12 protein-coding genes and 1 pseudogene are annotated in these 17,587 nt (G+C 36.2%); 3 read left to right on the forward strand and 10 right to left on the reverse strand.

What is annotated here, in order from left to right; translation table 11 throughout:
• Positions 1-60: 60 nt before the first annotated feature.
• The 4 genes from OR571_RS10800 to OR571_RS10815 all read right to left on the reverse strand — a co-directional run bounded on the left by OR571_RS10800 (position 61) and on the right by OR571_RS10815 (position 4,473).
• Positions 61-1,383, reverse strand: a complete 1,323-nt coding sequence (locus OR571_RS10800; RefSeq protein ID WP_282242799.1) for an ABC transporter permease — start codon at positions 1,381-1,383, stop codon at positions 61-63.
• On the reverse strand, positions 1,380-2,039 hold the full coding sequence (locus tag OR571_RS10805; protein WP_282242800.1) for an ABC transporter ATP-binding protein: 660 nt from the start codon (positions 2,037-2,039) through the stop codon (positions 1,380-1,382). Before OR571_RS10805 ends, OR571_RS10800 begins: the two co-directional genes overlap by 4 nt.
• A gap of 185 nt (positions 2,040-2,224) precedes the next feature.
• Positions 2,225-3,364, reverse strand: coding sequence for a hypothetical protein (locus OR571_RS10810; RefSeq protein WP_282242801.1), 1,140 nt, complete (start codon positions 3,362-3,364; stop codon positions 2,225-2,227).
• 443 nt (positions 3,365-3,807) lie between these two features.
• A complete protein-coding gene (locus OR571_RS10815; RefSeq protein ID WP_282242802.1) occupies positions 3,808-4,473 on the reverse strand; it encodes a CAP domain-containing protein in 666 nt (221 codons plus the stop codon).
• Between the two features lie 513 nt (positions 4,474-4,986).
• Between OR571_RS10815 and OR571_RS10820 the strand changes: the two genes are divergently transcribed.
• Genes OR571_RS10820 through OR571_RS10830 form a run of 3 tightly spaced genes read left to right on the forward strand, consistent with a single transcriptional unit; the run spans position 4,987 to position 9,259 of the window.
• On the forward strand, positions 4,987-7,212 hold the full coding sequence (locus OR571_RS10820; protein WP_282242803.1) for an EAL domain-containing protein: 2,226 nt from the start codon (positions 4,987-4,989) through the stop codon (positions 7,210-7,212).
• A 21-nt stretch (positions 7,213-7,233) separates the two neighbouring features.
• Positions 7,234-8,868 carry a thiamine pyrophosphate-binding protein gene (locus OR571_RS10825; RefSeq protein ID WP_282242804.1) on the forward strand — a complete coding sequence of 545 codons (1,635 nt, stop codon included), beginning with the start codon at positions 7,234-7,236 and terminating at the stop codon, positions 8,866-8,868.
• A gap of 1 nt (position 8,869) precedes the next feature.
• On the forward strand, positions 8,870-9,259 hold the full coding sequence (locus tag OR571_RS10830; protein WP_282242805.1) for a carboxymuconolactone decarboxylase family protein: 390 nt from the start codon (positions 8,870-8,872) through the stop codon (positions 9,257-9,259).
• Between the two features lie 73 nt (positions 9,260-9,332).
• Here OR571_RS10830 and OR571_RS10835 read toward each other — a convergent pair whose 3' ends face one another.
• The 6 genes and pseudogenes from OR571_RS10835 to OR571_RS10865 form a co-directional block, all read right to left on the reverse strand.
• Entirely contained in the window at positions 9,333-9,482 is a 150-nt protein-coding gene (locus OR571_RS10835) for a YwzD family small protein (protein WP_282242806.1), read from the reverse strand.
• Positions 9,483-10,076: 594 nt separating this feature from the next.
• Positions 10,077-10,808 (reverse strand): acetoacetate decarboxylase family protein, encoded by a 732-nt coding sequence (locus tag OR571_RS10840; protein ID WP_282242807.1) that lies wholly within the window; start codon positions 10,806-10,808, stop codon positions 10,077-10,079.
• A gap of 13 nt (positions 10,809-10,821) precedes the next feature.
• Positions 10,822-12,240, reverse strand: coding sequence for a sodium/proline symporter (locus OR571_RS10845; protein WP_282242808.1), 1,419 nt, complete (start codon positions 12,238-12,240; stop codon positions 10,822-10,824).
• Between the two features lie 132 nt (positions 12,241-12,372).
• A pseudogene (locus OR571_RS22945) lies at positions 12,373-13,217 on the reverse strand (acetoacetate decarboxylase family protein).
• Positions 13,210-14,631, reverse strand: coding sequence for a sigma-54 interaction domain-containing protein (locus OR571_RS10860; RefSeq protein WP_282242811.1), 1,422 nt, complete (start codon positions 14,629-14,631; stop codon positions 13,210-13,212). The pseudogene OR571_RS22945 and the gene OR571_RS10860 overlap by 8 nt, the downstream one beginning before the upstream one ends.
• Before the next feature lie 209 nt (positions 14,632-14,840).
• Entirely contained in the window at positions 14,841-17,267 is a 2,427-nt protein-coding gene (locus OR571_RS10865; RefSeq protein WP_282242812.1) for a putative bifunctional diguanylate cyclase/phosphodiesterase, read from the reverse strand.
• Positions 17,268-17,587: the final 320 nt, after the last annotated feature.

A 17,587-nucleotide genomic window follows, 5' to 3' on the forward strand; every position in this document is an offset into this window, starting at 1 on the left:
CGACAAAAAAAGATGATGCCTCTATGCCCGGCATCATCTTTTTTAAGAAACACACGCCCTTCACTCAAACCGCAAAGCATTACTAGGTTTCATCCTTGCCGCTTTCAAAGCAGGATAAATCCCAAACAAACTGCCAATTCCAAACGTTGTATATAATGCAAGCTTCACAGCCCACATCGGTAGCACTAAAGCAAATATCTCGATATTATTATTCCATACCTCAATAAATGCATATCCGAGCCCGATGCCGACTGCTCCCCCTATGCAACAAAGAAGTAACGTCTCAAAGAAAAATTGTCCCATTATTTCCGACGTTGTGGCACCAAGTGCTTTACGAATGCCAATTTCACGCGTCCGCTCTCGCACCGACATCACCATAACGTTCATAATTCCAGTTCCGCTGATCAATAAGGCGGTTACGGTTATTCCGAACAGCATTACCTGTAAGATAGAAGTCACCTTGCCTAATGCACCAAGCATTTGATCTTGCTTCACAACGCTGAAATCTATTTCAGAATGCTGAGCTTTTATAGCGTTAAACACTGCTCCATCCACTTCATCTACCGCTTGAACACTTGCAGATTCCACAATCATTTTCGTTAAATTTTTCATATCTGTCGTTGCTAGTGCTGTTTCAATTGGCAGCATAATATTATTGTCCGTACTAGACCCGAGTGTCGCATTTGGTGCAAGCACACCTATTACTTCATACGATTCTTCATTAATCGTTACGTGTTTTCCAACTAATGACGTCTCTTCGGCTGAGGCACTTTGCCCTAGGAGTTTGTCCAATACTTTTTTCCAGATTGGTTTCGTTTGTTGTGCTTCGCCGGAGCTCCCTTCATCCTCCACCGGTACCTCATGTTTACCAAGTAATGCCTCGTGAATATTATTACCAAGGACAATTACTCTTGCTTCTTCTGCCTGTTCTTCCTTCGTAAAAAAACGACCTTCAGAAAGATCCGCATGCTGAATGCGGCTATACTGATCGCTCGTTCCGACCAAAACAGACTGCACATTTCTTTCATCGTATTGAGCAATAGTGATCGTCTCTAGTTGAGGTGTCACTGATTTTACATTCGGCACACCTTCAATTGCTTTCGCATCATCATACGTCAGTGTACTCGGAACATTTGTCAGCCCACTCAATAAATCCTTTTGTCCATTAGCCGTATCCAAGACCCTTCCAGGTAATACTAGAATCTGCTCAGCTCCAAGACTGCCCATTTGCTTCATTAATGTATCTTTTACACCTATCGCAATTGCTGTCAATACAATGACCGCAAACATGCCAATCACTACGCCCATCATGGCAGATAATACACGAAAACGATTCGACCACAATCCATAGCAAGCAAGTTTAAATGCAGTAAACAATTTCATACAAGCACTCCATTCTGCAAGTGTAGAATGCGGTCCGCCCGCTCTGCTACTTCGATGTCATGCGTTATAACAATAATTGTTGCACCATTTTTATGTACACGGTCAAACAAATTTAATATGCTTTCCGTCGTTTCCTCGTCCAAACTTCCGGTCGGTTCGTCAGCGAGTATTAGCCCTGGCTCATTTACGAGTGCCCTTGCAATAGCCACTCGCTGTTTTTCCCCTCCCGACAAGCGATCCGGTTTTTGATTTTTTTTATCGGAAATTCCCATTTCATCCAATAGTGCTAGTACAAGAGCCTTCTTTCTTCTTAAACGTTTTCGGCCGTACGTTAAAGGAAGCAATACATTCTGATAGACCGATAAATTGGGTATCAATTGAAAGTGCTGAAAAACAAAACCGATTTCTTCATTGCGCAAGTGTGCAAGTCGCCCTCGACTCATCTTATGTACCGATTTCCCTGCCAACTCATATGTACCTGAATCCAACAAGTCCAGTGTCCCAAGTAGGTTCAACATCGTGCTTTTACCGGACCCAGACTTCCCCATAATCGCCACGTACTCTCCAGGTTCTACACGCAAATTCACACCACGTAAGATCTCCGCCTTTCCACTTCCCGAACGATAATACTTCCTAACATCACGAAGTTCAATCATCCAATAACCTCCATTCCCATAAAAACAGGTCTATCTTTGTAAATTTCACTATCTTCCATGATTCGACAAACCTTTTCATAACCCTTGTAAAAATGAAAAAACGGCACTATAAGACCATTTAAAAAACAGCCGAATATGTCATTCGACTGCTTTATTGATTAATTCGTTTTTAGCTTACCTATTAATTATTGAAATAAGATCGTGAAATCCACTGTTAAATCAGAACCATTATTCACGGTAATTGGAAGAGTAATAGTTTGACCCTTCAAGTCTTCCAGTGAATCCGTTCCCGTAGGAAATTTAGAGGCAATAAAATCAGCCGCTTCTTTAGACGTTGGATCAAATCCATTCACCTTCGTTAATCCTAGTTCTTTTATAAATGATTGGTAGAATCCTTTTCCTAAGAAATCTACAACTCCCACATCTTTCTTAACTACGATGATTAAAGAATTGGAAGCACCTGTTGCAGCTGTAATATTATCAAACTGGCTAGCATTTAATGCCTTTACTAAAGTACCGACCTTCTCATCTAATTTTTGTTGAGGAGTAGCTGTAGCTTCACCAACGGCTACTTTCACTTTCGCCACCTCATCTAATAAGGCCTTAATAAATGTATTAGATGCAGCATTTGGTAAACGATCCAATAAAGCTTCTACTTCCCCAAATTCTTTTTTCGCTTCCGCTTTCTTACCAGCATCTAATAAGTCATTAATTTTTACAAGTGACATGTGAATGGTTACAGGTACCATCATTTCATCTCGTTTTGCATCAGCTGGTTTTTTATATCGTTCTAATAGAAGGTCACGTGCTGCTTTACCCGAGAAACGGTATAAAATCGCTGTTCTTCCTTTTAGTTGATAGGAAAGCTTATGATACGCTGTATCCACTGCCGCAAAGTCATTTCTTGCTTGAGCAGCTTCTAACTCTTTCATAATTGGTACTAAGTATTCAGTTGCATAGTTATAGGCATCAATATAAGGAACCAATCCTCCCGAAACCTTTTCGCTATACAAACCATCGATTTCTTTTAGCTTTGCTTCCTTTGCAGAAGTTGATAGCTTGGAAGTGACAACTGATTTCCTCGCAGCTTGATAGTTTTTCTTTGCACTATTTAATGCAGGGTATAATGCACTACTTGACACAAGCTTCTCTTCTAATGAAGGATAAACATAATGTGTCGTTGCTTTGTTCAATTCTGCCTTTGTTTTATTTACCGCTTGATCCACTGCTGAATTGGATGCCCCTAATGCAGCTGATGAAAATGATAATACCGATGTTGTTAATAATACAGCCGCTGTTGTTTGCTTGATAAAACGTTTACTCATGTTTCTCCTCCTCTTTTTGGGTGAAAATCTTCGCACAATTAACATTGTATTCTAGCCAGTTCATATTGATACTAATTTAAGGGACTTTTCACGTATCCAATATACGGGAGTACATCCACTCCTATGTAGCCAACTCTTTTGATCTGCCAGAACTTTTGAAACCCCTACAACATCTCAAAGCAATTCCTCTTTTTTCGATAAACTTCCCCCACTTCTCTTTTTGCCATAGATAGGATGAATTATTTCATTTTTCCTATTATTTAACCCTATTACCCTACTTATCTATTCATTAAACCTCTTTTATAAAAATAAATTTATTTTTAGCCATAATGCTTGATTCACAAAGGATTAGCACACTATTAAACACGTGATAACATTTAATGTAAAAGTAAAAAAGTCACAAAAAAAGTTCCCGTCAAAGACGGAAACTTTTTTGCTTCTATTTATTTCCCAATAAACTGCTGTGTCCAGTAGTAACCGCTATCAGATAATCCTACTCCGATATGTGTGAACGATGGATTCAGGATATTTGCTTTGTGTCCTGGAGACTTCATCCACGCATCCATTACTTCTGTTGCGCTTTGTTGACCCATCGCAATATTTTCCCCTGCTGATTTATATGAAATGCCTAGAGATTTCATTTGGTCAAATGGTGAGCCGTATGTCGGACTAGTATGAGAAAAATAATTTTTGTTTTTCATATCTTGTGATTTTGCTTGCGCTGATTCCGTAAGTTTTGCATCTATTTGCAATGCTTGAAGTCCTGCTTTTGCACGTTCACTATTTACTAAATCGACCACTTGCTGAATTTCAGAAGAAACTTGTACATTTTCATTGTTTGGTTCTGCTGGTTGCTGTTGCTCTGAAGCAAATGGTTGCTCAGCAGCTGGCGCTTTTTCAGCTTCTACATTTTTCGGTGCTGCATTATTGCTGTCATTCTTAAAGTTATATTTATATTGATATGGAGATTTCCATGTTTGTGTGTCATAAGATTTTGCTGTTGAAGTGGTATTTGCATTTCCAGTAGTCATAGATGCCTCCGCAGCGTGTGTGGAAAATAGAATGCTTCCTGCAAGTACTCCAACTAGTAATGAATAACTTTTTTTCATTATTTTTTCCTCCTTCTTGTGCTCCACTAGTATAAACATAGAATAGGAGAATTTTTTACTACAAAATATACCAAGGAAACCAGTAAGAAAGAAAAAACTATTTATAACAACTGTTCTATAACAAAAAAGATGGATATATTATCCTCCAAGTTTAATTATTTCATCTCAAATACTGTTGACAGTTTTGAATATGTAACAAAATAGTTCGTCGAACAGCAACTAATCATAGCCATTTCTCTTCTTTTTTCTCACTGAAACTCTTTTTAATGCTTGCCAACCCAATAAAAAATTATCAGAAATGCTCCTACTAAAGCCATATTTACAATCCACTTCCATTGAATTTAACAATATTTTGAGGTAAAATTAGTACAATTGGGAATTCTTTCTATTGGTCAGATTCTAGTATTTTGCACCTGGCAGAAAAGAGTTCCTTTTTACTATGGTATGAGAAAATTTATACTCTTTTAAATAGGGGTATGTATATATATATATAAAAAGCTTAAGGAGGAAAACATGAATACTACAGAACCTTACTACATTACAGAGTCTAATAGAATGTGTATAGAAGCTGGGATGGATCCGTATGAGGTATCGAGACCAAAGACCTTTTTAAGCAAGTCGGAGTTTGAAAAGAAGCGAAAATCATATAGCGAAATATTATCAGTAGTGAGTTTTTTCTCAAATAAGTTACTAGATTCCTTAAAAGGAACCCCGATACTTGTTGTAGTTTCAGATGCAGCTGGTTATCTTCTTGAAATCGAGGGAGATGAGACTATTAAGTCTACTATCGAACAGTTCGGGATTGTCCTAGGCAGCTTATTCATCCAAGAGGATACAGGAACGAATGTTATTAGCCTTTCGTTGCAGCAAAAGCATCCAATCAGTCTAATTGGTGAACAGCATTATCATACGTTTCTTCATGGTATCGCTTGTTATGGAACCGCATTTCACTATACGGATGATAATGACTTGCTTGGCAGTGTGTCCATTATGATGCCTATCGAGTTTCAAAATCCACTTTTCTTGACGATGCTATCCCAAGCAGTGGATTCGATTGAAAGAGAGTTATTATTAAGAAAACAAAATAAGAAGCTTAATATTATGAATCAAATTATGCTAAGTAGAACAAGAAACGGTATTGTAATTACCGATGAGAATGGAATTACTACAGAGTTTAATAGCTTTGCTGAAAAAATTTCTAATAATAGTAGAGATTCGGTTATGGGAAGAAATATTCAGGAGTCCCATCTTACGGGAAACTATTTCAAAGAAGTACTGGAACAAGAAAAAATAATTGAAAATGAAGAATTAAAATTTAGAGATAAAGAAGGTAACCTTATTGTTTGCCTTTTCGATGCACAGCCAATTTATGAAGAGGACAAAATGATTGGGGCCTTTGGTCAGTTTAGAGATATTTCGGATCGTTATTTGTTGCAAGAAAAATATAACTATTTAGCTTTTCATGATGATTTAACAAATCTCCCAAACAGACGATATATAAATAAGGAAATAGAAACCATTATTCAAGCACTAAACGCCGGAGAGGGCAGGACTTTAGCTCTGTTATTTATAGATCTAGATCGATTTAAAATTATTAATGATAATTTTAACCATTCTTTTGGAGATAAGTTTCTGATTGAGGTAAGTAAACGTTTAAGCAGCTGTCTTGGAGAAAAGGATATACTTGCTCGAATGGGTGGAGATGAATTTGTTTTCCTGCTGAAAGATTTTGTTGCACGGGATTATGTTACGAAAAAAGCAGAAGAGATACTTCAACTTTTTCAACAACCTTTTTATGTCGGCATGAAAGAACTACACACGACTGCAAGTATTGGAGTTGCAATTTATCCCGAATATCCTATTTCAAAGGAGCAACTGATGGTCTATGCCGATAATGCGATGTATCAAGCAAAGTCTCAAGGTAAAAATCGTTATGTCGTTCATACTGCTGAATTATTAAATGTCATGATGGATGATTACAAGCTAGAAGTCGATTTAAGAAAAGCACTGGATAAAAATGAGTTTGTCCTCCATTATCAACCTCAGATTAATAACTATACGGGTGAATTGGTTGGATTTGAAGCGCTCATTCGCTGGCAGCATCCGACATTAGGTTTAATACATCCTGGAAAATTTATTAAGCTGGCAGAAGAAAATGGGTTGATCACACAAATTGGCGAATGGGTTATCGAGGAGGCCTGTTCCCAAATCAAAAAATGGCAAGATGCTGGCATGATACCAGTAAAAATGTCCGTTAATCTATCTACTCAACAATTTCTAACAAGAAATCTTATTTCATTCATGGAAAATGTGCTCGAACGTACAGCTATTGATCCGGCATATCTTGTTGTGGAGATTACCGAATATATGGCAATGGAAGGCGAATACTCCATTCACGTATTAAAACAGCTAAAAGCGCTTGGTATTGGTATCAGTATTGATGATTTTGGGACAGGTTACAGCTCCCTTAATTATCTAAAGAACTTTCCGATTGATTATATTAAGATCGACAAATCCTTTGTAAGTGAATTAATGAACAACGAGAAAGACACGATCATTGTAAAAGCAATCATCACATTGGCTCATAACCTTCATAAGGAGGTAATAGCGGAGGGAGTGGAAACAAAGGAACAGCTTGATTTTTTGAAAGATCACCAATGTGACATCTCACAAGGCTATTACTTTAATAAACCACTTCCCGTAGATGAAATTGAAACCATCTATTTAGCACAACTTTGACCATAAGGGGACTCTTACAACATGACAACGACTTCATCTGTATTAGTATCGAATTTTAAGCATTGGGGAATTCACCATATATTTGGTATTCCAGGAAAGGCGATATCCCCAATACTATTCGAGGTATTACACCATGAAATGGAATTTGTATTAAGTAAACATGAAGCAGCTGCTGGATTTGAGGCTACTGGTTATGCCCAGATGAATCGGAAAATCGGAATCGCAGTTGGAACATCTGGACCTGGTGGTACTAACCTGCTTACAGCCGCTGGTCAGGCGAAAGCTTCGAATCTACCTTTATTAATCATCACTGGACATCCTTCTATGAAAGACACTGGAAAAGCAATGGGACAGGACTCAAGTCTTTTTGGCGCTGATCTTGTAGATATGTTCAGATCTGTCACGAAATTTAGTGCACGGGTAGAGCGGGGAGATATGTTAAAACCTTTCCTAGAGCATGCCCTGGAAAAAGCGCTATCCGGTGTAAAAGGTCCTGTGCATCTTTCTATCGCTTTCGATATTTTATTGGAGGAAATTGAACCATTTCAGCTAGATCTACCAGTACCCTATGAAATGATTTCACCTAAAACAAGTGAAGTGATTGAAAAACTGAATATGGCTAAACGTCCACTTCTGTTCTTGGGAAAAGGCGTACACTCTAGTCGCGCTTACGAAGAAGTTCAGCAGCTTGCGGAGAATTGGAACATTCCTGTCATCACAACTCCAGGAGGAAAAGGAACATTCCCTTCTAATCATACGCAGTCTCTTGGCGCATTTGGTCTCGGTGGTACTCCTGAAGCAACAGCATACTTACAAGAAAAGGTCGACTTATTAATAGTCATCGGTTCTAAACTAAGTGATATGTCTACAGCCGGTTTATCGGAAGCGATGTATCCCGAACATGTCATTCACTTCGATTATGACCCAACATTTATGGGGAAATCGATTCAAGTACCGACTACTCCAGTGCTAGGAGATATAAAGTCAAATTTGACAGCTATCTTAAAAGATATGCCAAAAACAGATAGTGAAGCATTTTTAACACCAATCGAGAAGATTCAACTCCAGGAAAATAATCCAGGAGAGCGAATGTCAGCAGTCCAAGTTTTACGGGCAATGCGTCACGCACTTCCAGATGATGCGATTGTTTTTGGAGATGATGGAAGTCATTCTTTTTATGGTATTAAATACTTTGATATCTATAAGCCAGGTACTTTCTTCTTTGATGATATATTCGGAGCAATGGGGAACGGAATTGGCTACTCCATTGGCGCAAAACTAGCAGCTCCTGAAGAAACCATTGTGTGCTTAGTTGGGGATGGATGCATGTTCATGCACGGTACCGAACTTTCAACGGCTTACAATTATAACTCCCCTGTTCTGTTCGTCGTTTTAAATAATGGACGACTAGACATGGTGGAAAAAGGAATGCAAAAAATGATTGGCACGTCTATCGGTGGTGTGTATGAGACTCCACTCAATGTAAAAGGGTTTGCTGAATCTATGGGATTGGAAGCATTTACTTGTCATGACCCTTATGATTTAGCCAATAAAATAAAAGAGTCGTTACTGAAGATGGAAGAAACAAATAAACCAATTGTAATTGAAGCATTGGTGGATGAACACGAAATACCACCAACTATGGGGAGGCAATAACATGGAAACTAACAAGCGGTATGAGTCCGGAAAACAAGCAATGGAACAATTATTTTCCCAAGAAGTACGAAACGGTATGGAGGAAATAAAAAAAATTTCCCCTGACCTATGGGAAATGATCGTATCCTTTGGCTTTGGAGACCTCTATACTCGAAAAACGCTTTCTTATGCACAACGGGAAATCATTACACTTACTTCGCTTATCACACAGGGAGCTTTCGATCAGCTTAGAGTTCACTTACAAGCAGCTCTAAATGTAGGGCTTTCCAAAGAAGAAATAATGGAGATTATTATCCACTGTGCTGGATACGTTGGTTTTCCAAAAGCTGTTCACGCCATGGGAATCGCTGGTGAGATTTTTAAAGAATCCGAGGAAACACAGAATAAATAAACCGAATGCCCGCCTAAAAAATAGGTGGGCATTTGGTTTGGTTACGTGAAAAAATCACCCTTATTTCATTCTTTTAAACTTTACTTTTATCCAATAAGCTTCTCAGTTGCTCCGATAACTCTTTAATAATATCATCCGTTTTAATCGACTCATTCTCATTTCCTCTATTATATCCATATTCTAAAATACGCTTGAATTCTTCTTGTAATTCTGCCGTTGTCATACGACAATACCTCCTATATTTTTCACTATATTGTATCTATTAATAATTAATTAACTTTTCGTATATTGTAATACAATGTCATTACAGCATGATGTCAAAACTACTCATAATCTATTAAATTACGATTAAATTCGATGCAAAAGTTTTTGAATGATTAACTCACCTCTAAAATATCAGATAACTTTCAGAATAATAATACAGAAATGCCTTATCAAAGCAAGGGCTTTTTAGCTTTTATTGTAAATTACCCTCATTTACATTGTATCAAACTTCATAATTATAGAATAGTCTGAATAAAAGAGAGATTTTTGTCTTCAAATCCGAACAAGATTTGTCAAAAGTGAACATTAAATAACACCCACCTTTTGTCAGGTGAGTGTTAGCTTGAGATTACATATTAAATAGAGAGTTAAAGTCATTTGTCAGAATAGCAAGTGTTATTTCTCACACTCAGATTTTCAACATGTTTCATTGAAATATTATTATTGGTCTATAATAGACATATAAAGTTTTTCCGAAAGAAAAATGTACTTGTTTCGAACAAAAACGTACTCTTATTCAAAAGTGATACTGCTTGTGGAGAAATGTCTTTACTTACTTATATTCAACAATAATCTCTCCCCACCCATTTTCTTCAGTTGCATAGAAGTCACCCTTTATAACCCCACCACCTATAATTTTCATAGGCTTTAATAAATCTAGCGGTTCTCTTTCAGTCGATTGGATATTCACTTGTGTAACAACTGTAAACTTCTCCTTCAGTACAAAGTCGGGATTTGTATCTCTTTCGATAATTTGTTTAGTGGAAGGTTCTCCGCCCGGGTGTGGGATAGTTTTTAAAAGCAAGTGTGGTGTCGTTTTTGGTTCCTCAAATAATGAAAGGTCGGCAGCTTTCTCACCAATGATTTCTAAAAATATTTGACCATTTTTTTCGACTTTCCCAATAAATCTACCATCATTCGTTGTCATAGTAATCTTTGCATACTTTTTCGGATATCCCCAAAGTTCTCTACCTGCAGCTATTGCTGCGTCATTATTTTCATATTCATAAATATAATACCCACCAGATTTTCCTTCAAAGGTAACCGGAATGACAATGGCAGCATCCATATAGGACACCTTATTGCATTTGCTAAAGTCTGTAATCGAGATTACTGCTTTATTGCTCACATACTCATATGGTGTAAACGAAAGAATTCGACGGACCTCTTCTTCGTTCACTTCTGCAACAGCGTATAATGACAAATAATCTTTACTTTCATAAGGTACAAAAGGATCTGGAAACATTGGTGCATGTGCTGGTGTATTATACGTTTTTACTGACACTGTATTAACCCCTTCATATCAATTCTTTTTCTTTTGTAAATTTGCTCACAACTAAAATGACAATAACAGATATTATTGCTGCCGGGATAAGTTCGTACATATAAGCGACCCAAGGTGTATTAATCCACACCATTGTAACCACAGTACCTGTGATCATCCCCCAAACAGCTCCCCACTTCGTTACCAAATTTGTATATAAAACTAATAGCAATACCGTTCCAAAGCTCGCAGCGAGTCCTGCCCAAGCATAAAGTACCAATTCAAATACCGCTTGTATATCCATTAATGCAATTCCTGTTGCAATAATACCGAAAACTAACATAGTGATTCGACTAATTTTAATCATTTGTTCATTTGTATATGTTTTCTTTGTTATTACTTTTAATAAATCACTAGCAAAAGATTGTGTGACGGTCATTAATTGAGAAGAAAAAGTGGATTGAATAGCTGCAAAAATAGCTCCTATAACAACCCCAGCAATAATGGGATGCATTGTATCCCCTACCAATGTTGGAAATACATATTCTGGATCTGTTAAATCAGGTATTAATATTCTTCCAATAAGACCAAGTAAATTTGATCCCATCATTACAACAACTACCCAAAACATTGCGATTAAAGAAGCCTGTCTAACTGTTTTATCATCTTTTGCAGATAAAAACCGTTGAACAATATGCGGTTGTCCGGGTTCTCCTAAACCAAAGCCGACTAACCCTACAATAATTCCAAAAGCAGCAGCGCCTGTTGCCCCACCTGCATATGACAGTAAAACTGGATCAAGTGTATAGAGAATATGAAAGAACTCCACTGGACCGCCAAATTCAAAGAAAATCATATAAGCTGGGAATAATAATAGTACAGCTAGCATGAGTAATCCTTGAAATAGATCCGTCAATACTGCAGAATTATAGCCGCCAAAAACTGAATAACCTAATACAAATACAGCCGATAAAACTAATCCCCAGCTATAATCAAAATCAACAATAGAATTCAGTGCTTTCCCTGCTGCTGTCAATTGAGATGCTAAATAAGCAGTAAAGAAAATGATTACAATAATACTAGCTACAATTTTAATCATATTCTTACGATCTTTTAGCTTTAAACTGAAGTAATCTACTAAACTTAATGCACCCAGTTCTTCACCTTCTTTACGAAGACGGGGAGCTACAGCAAACCAGTTGATTAAATAACCAACAATAAACCCTGGTAACATCCACATCGTTGATATCCCAGCAGTATATGCATACCCAGCTGCTCCTATAAAGATCCACCCACTAGTATCTGTAGCACCCGCACTAATCGCTGTCGCCCATGGTCCAAAATTTCGATCTCCTAGAAAATAACCTTCCTCACTCTTACTCATACGTCTTTCAGCCATAATTCCGATGACAAAAACAACAACCAAGTAAACACAAAAAACAGTAAGCATCATTTTACATCACCTTTTTTCTGAGCACGACTTGCAAGTAAAAATGTAGAAATAAATCCTATGGCAGGAACGATAACATACAAAAACCAAACTAAACCTGCATTCTCCATTTACTTTCCCCCTGTAATTTATTCTTTAAAGTTCATCAATTACTTTTCCATAAGAAAGTGTATAGCTCCCAACAAAGTAAATAGCGCCCACTACCTCTACATCCCCCAATAATGCTAATGGATCGTCCAGTGACTCTTCCCAGTTTAATGTTGCCTTTCCTGTAACTTGCTTTTTCGTTACTGCATCATAAAATTCATTTTTCAAAATGGTATTCAAATGTGTTCCTTCATGTTCTACATGTGGAAATCTTTTCACTTGAAGTCTTGGGAATAGATTTGGTTGTTCAAATGCTTCTCCAGTTTCTTCAAATGTTACATCAATTATTTTCTTACCTTTACGGCTCACACTACCTGAAACTTTGCCTCCCTCCACATTAAATTCTATTTCTCCTATTTTTTTGGATAACCCCAAATCTCTCTTCCTGCACATAAAGCATCGTCCGTGTCTACATATTCAAAAGACATACAAGCTCCGTTTATGTCTTTGTATGAACATGGAATGATTAATCCTCCTTCGTTGTAATTATCCAATCCTTCTATTTTGTTATTTCTTAATAGAAAAACTTCAAATACATCATCTGTAACAGTAAACTCTTTAGGTAAAAGTTTCTGCATTTTTTCTTTATCCCCTCGACAATACACACTCACTTTCTCATATTCCTCATAGCGATATGGTAGCTTTGGATATAGTGGAGCATATTCTGGTAAGATTGAGTATTCGTATTTTTTCATTGTCATTCTCTCCTTTTCTGTTTGTTTAAATATATTGCAAGAAGCGTGCCAAAAATAAAAACACTGATAATGAGTGCTCATCAGTGTTAGTAAATCAGGTTTACTCAATTTTTTATTAAATATTGAGTAATTACTCATATTTGAGTAATTTTGTTTTATAGATATACGATTCCAATTGGTATCGTTTTACTTTATTGCTTAATGTTTGTTGTGGTATATCTAAATTTCTAGCAGCTTGCGATATATTCCCGGCCGATTGTTGCAATGCTTCCATAATAAGCTGTCTTTCTTTTTTCTCTATTTCTTCTTTAAAGCTTACTTTATGAAAAGTCTCTCGTACATTATTGTTATCTCCATTTGTTGATAACAATTGAAGATAGTCAGTCAGCTGTATATCCTTTCTTTCAATATTATCTGTTTGTACAATATTGAGTAATCGCTCTATCATATTTTTTAATTCTCTAATATTCCCTGGCCATGAATAATTCATTAAATATTCAATTGCTTCATTAGACATACCTTGTATACGTTTTCCAAATTTTTCATTAAAGTGAGCGATGAAATGATTAATCAGAAGAGGAATATCACTTTTTCTATTTCTCAATGGAGGAAGTTCGATATTCAATACACATAGCCGATAATACAAATCATCTCGAAATTCCTTATTGGCCAGCAATTCTCTTGGATGAACGTTGGTCGCTGCAATGATGCGAACATTTACTGGAATTTCTTTTGTTCCTCCTACTCTTCTTACCTTTTGATCTTGAATAACACGAAGCAATTTCGCTTGTAAACTTTTTGACAATGAATTTATTTCATCTAAAAACAAAATTCCGCCATTCGCTATTTCAAATAGTCCTTCTTTATCTAATGCTCCTGTATATGCTCCCTTTACTGTACCGAAAAGATAGGATTCCAATAAATTATCAGGAATTGCAGCACAGTTTTGTGTGATTAAAGGGATATTTTTCGAGCTAGCATGATGGATGTTTTGAACGATTACCTCTTTGCCTGTCCCCGTTTCACCATATATAAAAATCGGGGATGGAGAGTTTGCAAGCAGTTTTATTTGGTTTTTTAGTTTTAAAATGGATTCCTCTTCCCCAATAAAATCATGGAAATTTTCCTCAAAATTATTAATTTTGTTATCTACTTTATTTTGATAATCTGTCCTAGTTTTTTGTAAGTCTATTAATTGTTCCTTCAAATTTTGAAGGGCAGAAAAGTCTTGAAATACTTCATAGGCACCAATAATAACTCCATCTTTCATGATAGGATAGGTAGATGTCAAAGTCGTTTTTCGTTCTCCCCTATAAGTTAAAAATGTTACCTGATTACTACTAATTTCTTTTCCCGTATTAATTACTTCTTGAAAAGTACTTTTGCTTTCTATTAAATTAGGAAAAACATCAAACACACTTTTCCCGATTATTTTTTCATGATTTAACCCAATGGAATCGACTGCTCTATTGGCAAAAGTAATGGTCAAATCTGTGTCAACAACCATTACTCCTTCATTAATCGAATTAATCACATTTTGCTCCCAGTTCATCGACTCTCCCCCTTTATAGCTCCTATTTACAAGAAAATTCATTTAATAATAGAATACACTAAGTTACTTTATATCTGTCTATCTAAATAGAAATTTATCGACTTTGCCACATCCACAAAAAAATGACCATATACACTTTTGCCCCTTTCTAAGTAAATTTCTATCAAAAAAATCCAGGACACATAGATGTCCTGGATCCTATAAATCAATTACTTGGAAATGAGAAAGAAGCTTGCTCCAATTTCACTCATCTTAAGCCATTTATCTTCAAAATCGATTGCAGGTAGTGGACGGCTGATGCCATAGCCCTGTGCATAATCACAGCAATTCGCAGCCAAGAAATTATATTCATCTGCTCCTTCTACTCCTTCGGCAATGACTTTTAAATCTAGTTGCTTAGCTATCGCTATTATTGTTTTTACAATGGCTTTATTCTCAGCGTCTTGACTCATACTAATCACAAATGAATTATCGATTTTTAATGAGTCAAGTGGATATTTGGTCAGATAGCTAAACGATGAGTATCCTGTTCCAAAGTCATCCATGGATAGACTTATACCTAGCGCTTTTAATTCATCTAACTTTTCAATCATGACCTCTGCATACATCGCAATACTCTCTGTAATCTCTAACACAATATAGGATGCATGAAGCCCAGATTTCTCGATAGCGTTTTTCACTTTCACTAAAAAAGTTGGATCGAGTAACTGTCTTACAGATACATTAACGCTTATGGTTAAAGGCTTGTAACCTGCCTGTTGCCAACGAGCATTTTGTTCTATTGCAGTATTCAGTACCCAGTGGCCTATTGGAATAATCATTCCTGTCTCTTCCGCAATTGAGATAAATTCATCTGGAGGAACTTGTCCCAGTGTTTCATTATTCCAGCGTATTAGAGATTCCATCCCTACTATTTCATTGTTTTTTAAATCTATAATAGGCTGATAATAAAGTTCGAATTCTTCATTATCTAAAGCGCTTCGTAATTGTTTTTCAATCATCATTTTCCTGTAAAGTTCCTGATGCATTTCTTGTGTAAACAATTGAAAATCATTCTTTCCTCTTTCTTTTACATGGTACATTGCGATATCTGCATGTTTTATCAGTGTATTAGCGTCATCTCCGTCAGTTGGAAAGATGCTAATCCCAATGCTTGGTGTAATAATGTAATCACTGCCGTCAAGCCAAAAGCCATTCTTAAATTGTTCCAACAACTCTTTTGCAAAAGTTTCACTAGCTTCCTCATTATGATGCGGAAGTATAATGGTAAACTCATCGCCTCCAAGTCGATAAACTTTGGCACCAGCATGTCTTTTTTTCAGTATGTTTTCTAAACGTTTTGTAACTTCGATTAATAGCAGATCACCTACATCATGTCCGAGTGTATCATTTATATATTTAAAGCGATCTAAATCAATAAACATAATCGCATTCTTGCTATTCTCCAATTTAGCTTTTTCAAGAAAGTTAGTTAAATCCTCATTGAACATTCTTCTATTCGGTAAACCTGTCAGGATATCATGATTGGCTTGGAACATGATTTCATTTTCATATTGTTTTCGTTCCGTAATATCCATTGATACAGCAAGTGATCCTGAGCTGTCATTAATATTGATCGGTACTTGAACAGTTTGTAGCCATATGGCATCTCTTGATTTGGCTGTTACGATTTCCTCTTTTATAAAGAGTTTTTCTGTGTGCTTGAGCATAATCTTCTTTTGATCAACGTTTTGTCTTATTACACAAGTATCTAGCTGAATATCATCGTCCGTTTTCCCAATCATATCTCGAATTCTCATGCCCATTAACTGCGCGTATGATTGATTGACTAGAGTATATCGACCATTTTCATCCTGAGCATAAATGAAGTTTGGATTCAAATCGATCACTTGAAAAAGAAAATTCTTTTGCTCAGACAGCTTCTTATTCATCTTGTTTACTATTTCTAGATACATTCTGCTCGAAAGTATCAATAACGAAATTGCAAAGAGTAAGATTGCAATAGAACTTGGGTATAATCTTGTCGCTGGGAACATATTTAAGGTTCCTATTGCGTATGCAGTGAAAGCAAAGGTATTAAAATAAACTAAAAAAGAACGCATACTCTTGTCTTTTACTTGCAAACTTATTAAAAAACAGAGAATCATACTAAGTACAAATAAAAGAATATTAAAATGAAACAACCATGATAACTCTCCATAAATAGGAAAGTAATATATAGTGGAACCATTATGTATTGCTTCTAATCCACTAACCCCCTTATTACTCCATCCGCTTATATAAACAACCAAAGCCATCACATAGAATAATAGAACAGTAGTATGATTTATCAAAAAACGCCACTTCTTTTTTAAGTCATTTGCCAGCATCTCATGAACAATTATATACGCCACATAAAAAATCGTGGGCGGTACCATAATAGAGCCAAATCGAAAAAGTTTAAAAAAGATCTCAATGGTCCCTTCTTTAAAAAAAGTAGACGAATACAAAAAGGCAACATCTAATTGCCAGACTGAGGATAACAAAAGGAACAAAAAGATAATTTTGGATAGATTATTTTTTTTGAATAAAACAAGTATCGTAATTCCAATACATAAGGGAATACAGGATAACAAAATTAAAAATAGAAAAAACATATAATGAACCTCCTATGCAAGTGACAATAATAGACAAGCATTATTCCCACTACTCCCTCTAGTAATAATGCGCACGTACTGTACTGCTTGATGTCTAGTTTTATATACAATCGATCGTAGAGTAATAAATCCATATTCCAGAGAAAGCAGAGTTATTATGATATGATTTGCATCGCTCCCATTGAGCCAATCATGTCTCATAATCTCTAATATAGAAGTGAATGGAATGATTGAAATCCAAAGCTTTCATAATATGCCATTTCAAATATAACTTGTTATATAAAGTACTAAATCCTTTAATGCCTCACCCTTTTATTACG

Source organism: Psychrobacillus sp. NEAU-3TGS (genome assembly GCF_029955155.1).
Classification (GTDB): Bacteria; Bacillota; Bacilli; order Bacillales_A; family Planococcaceae; genus Psychrobacillus.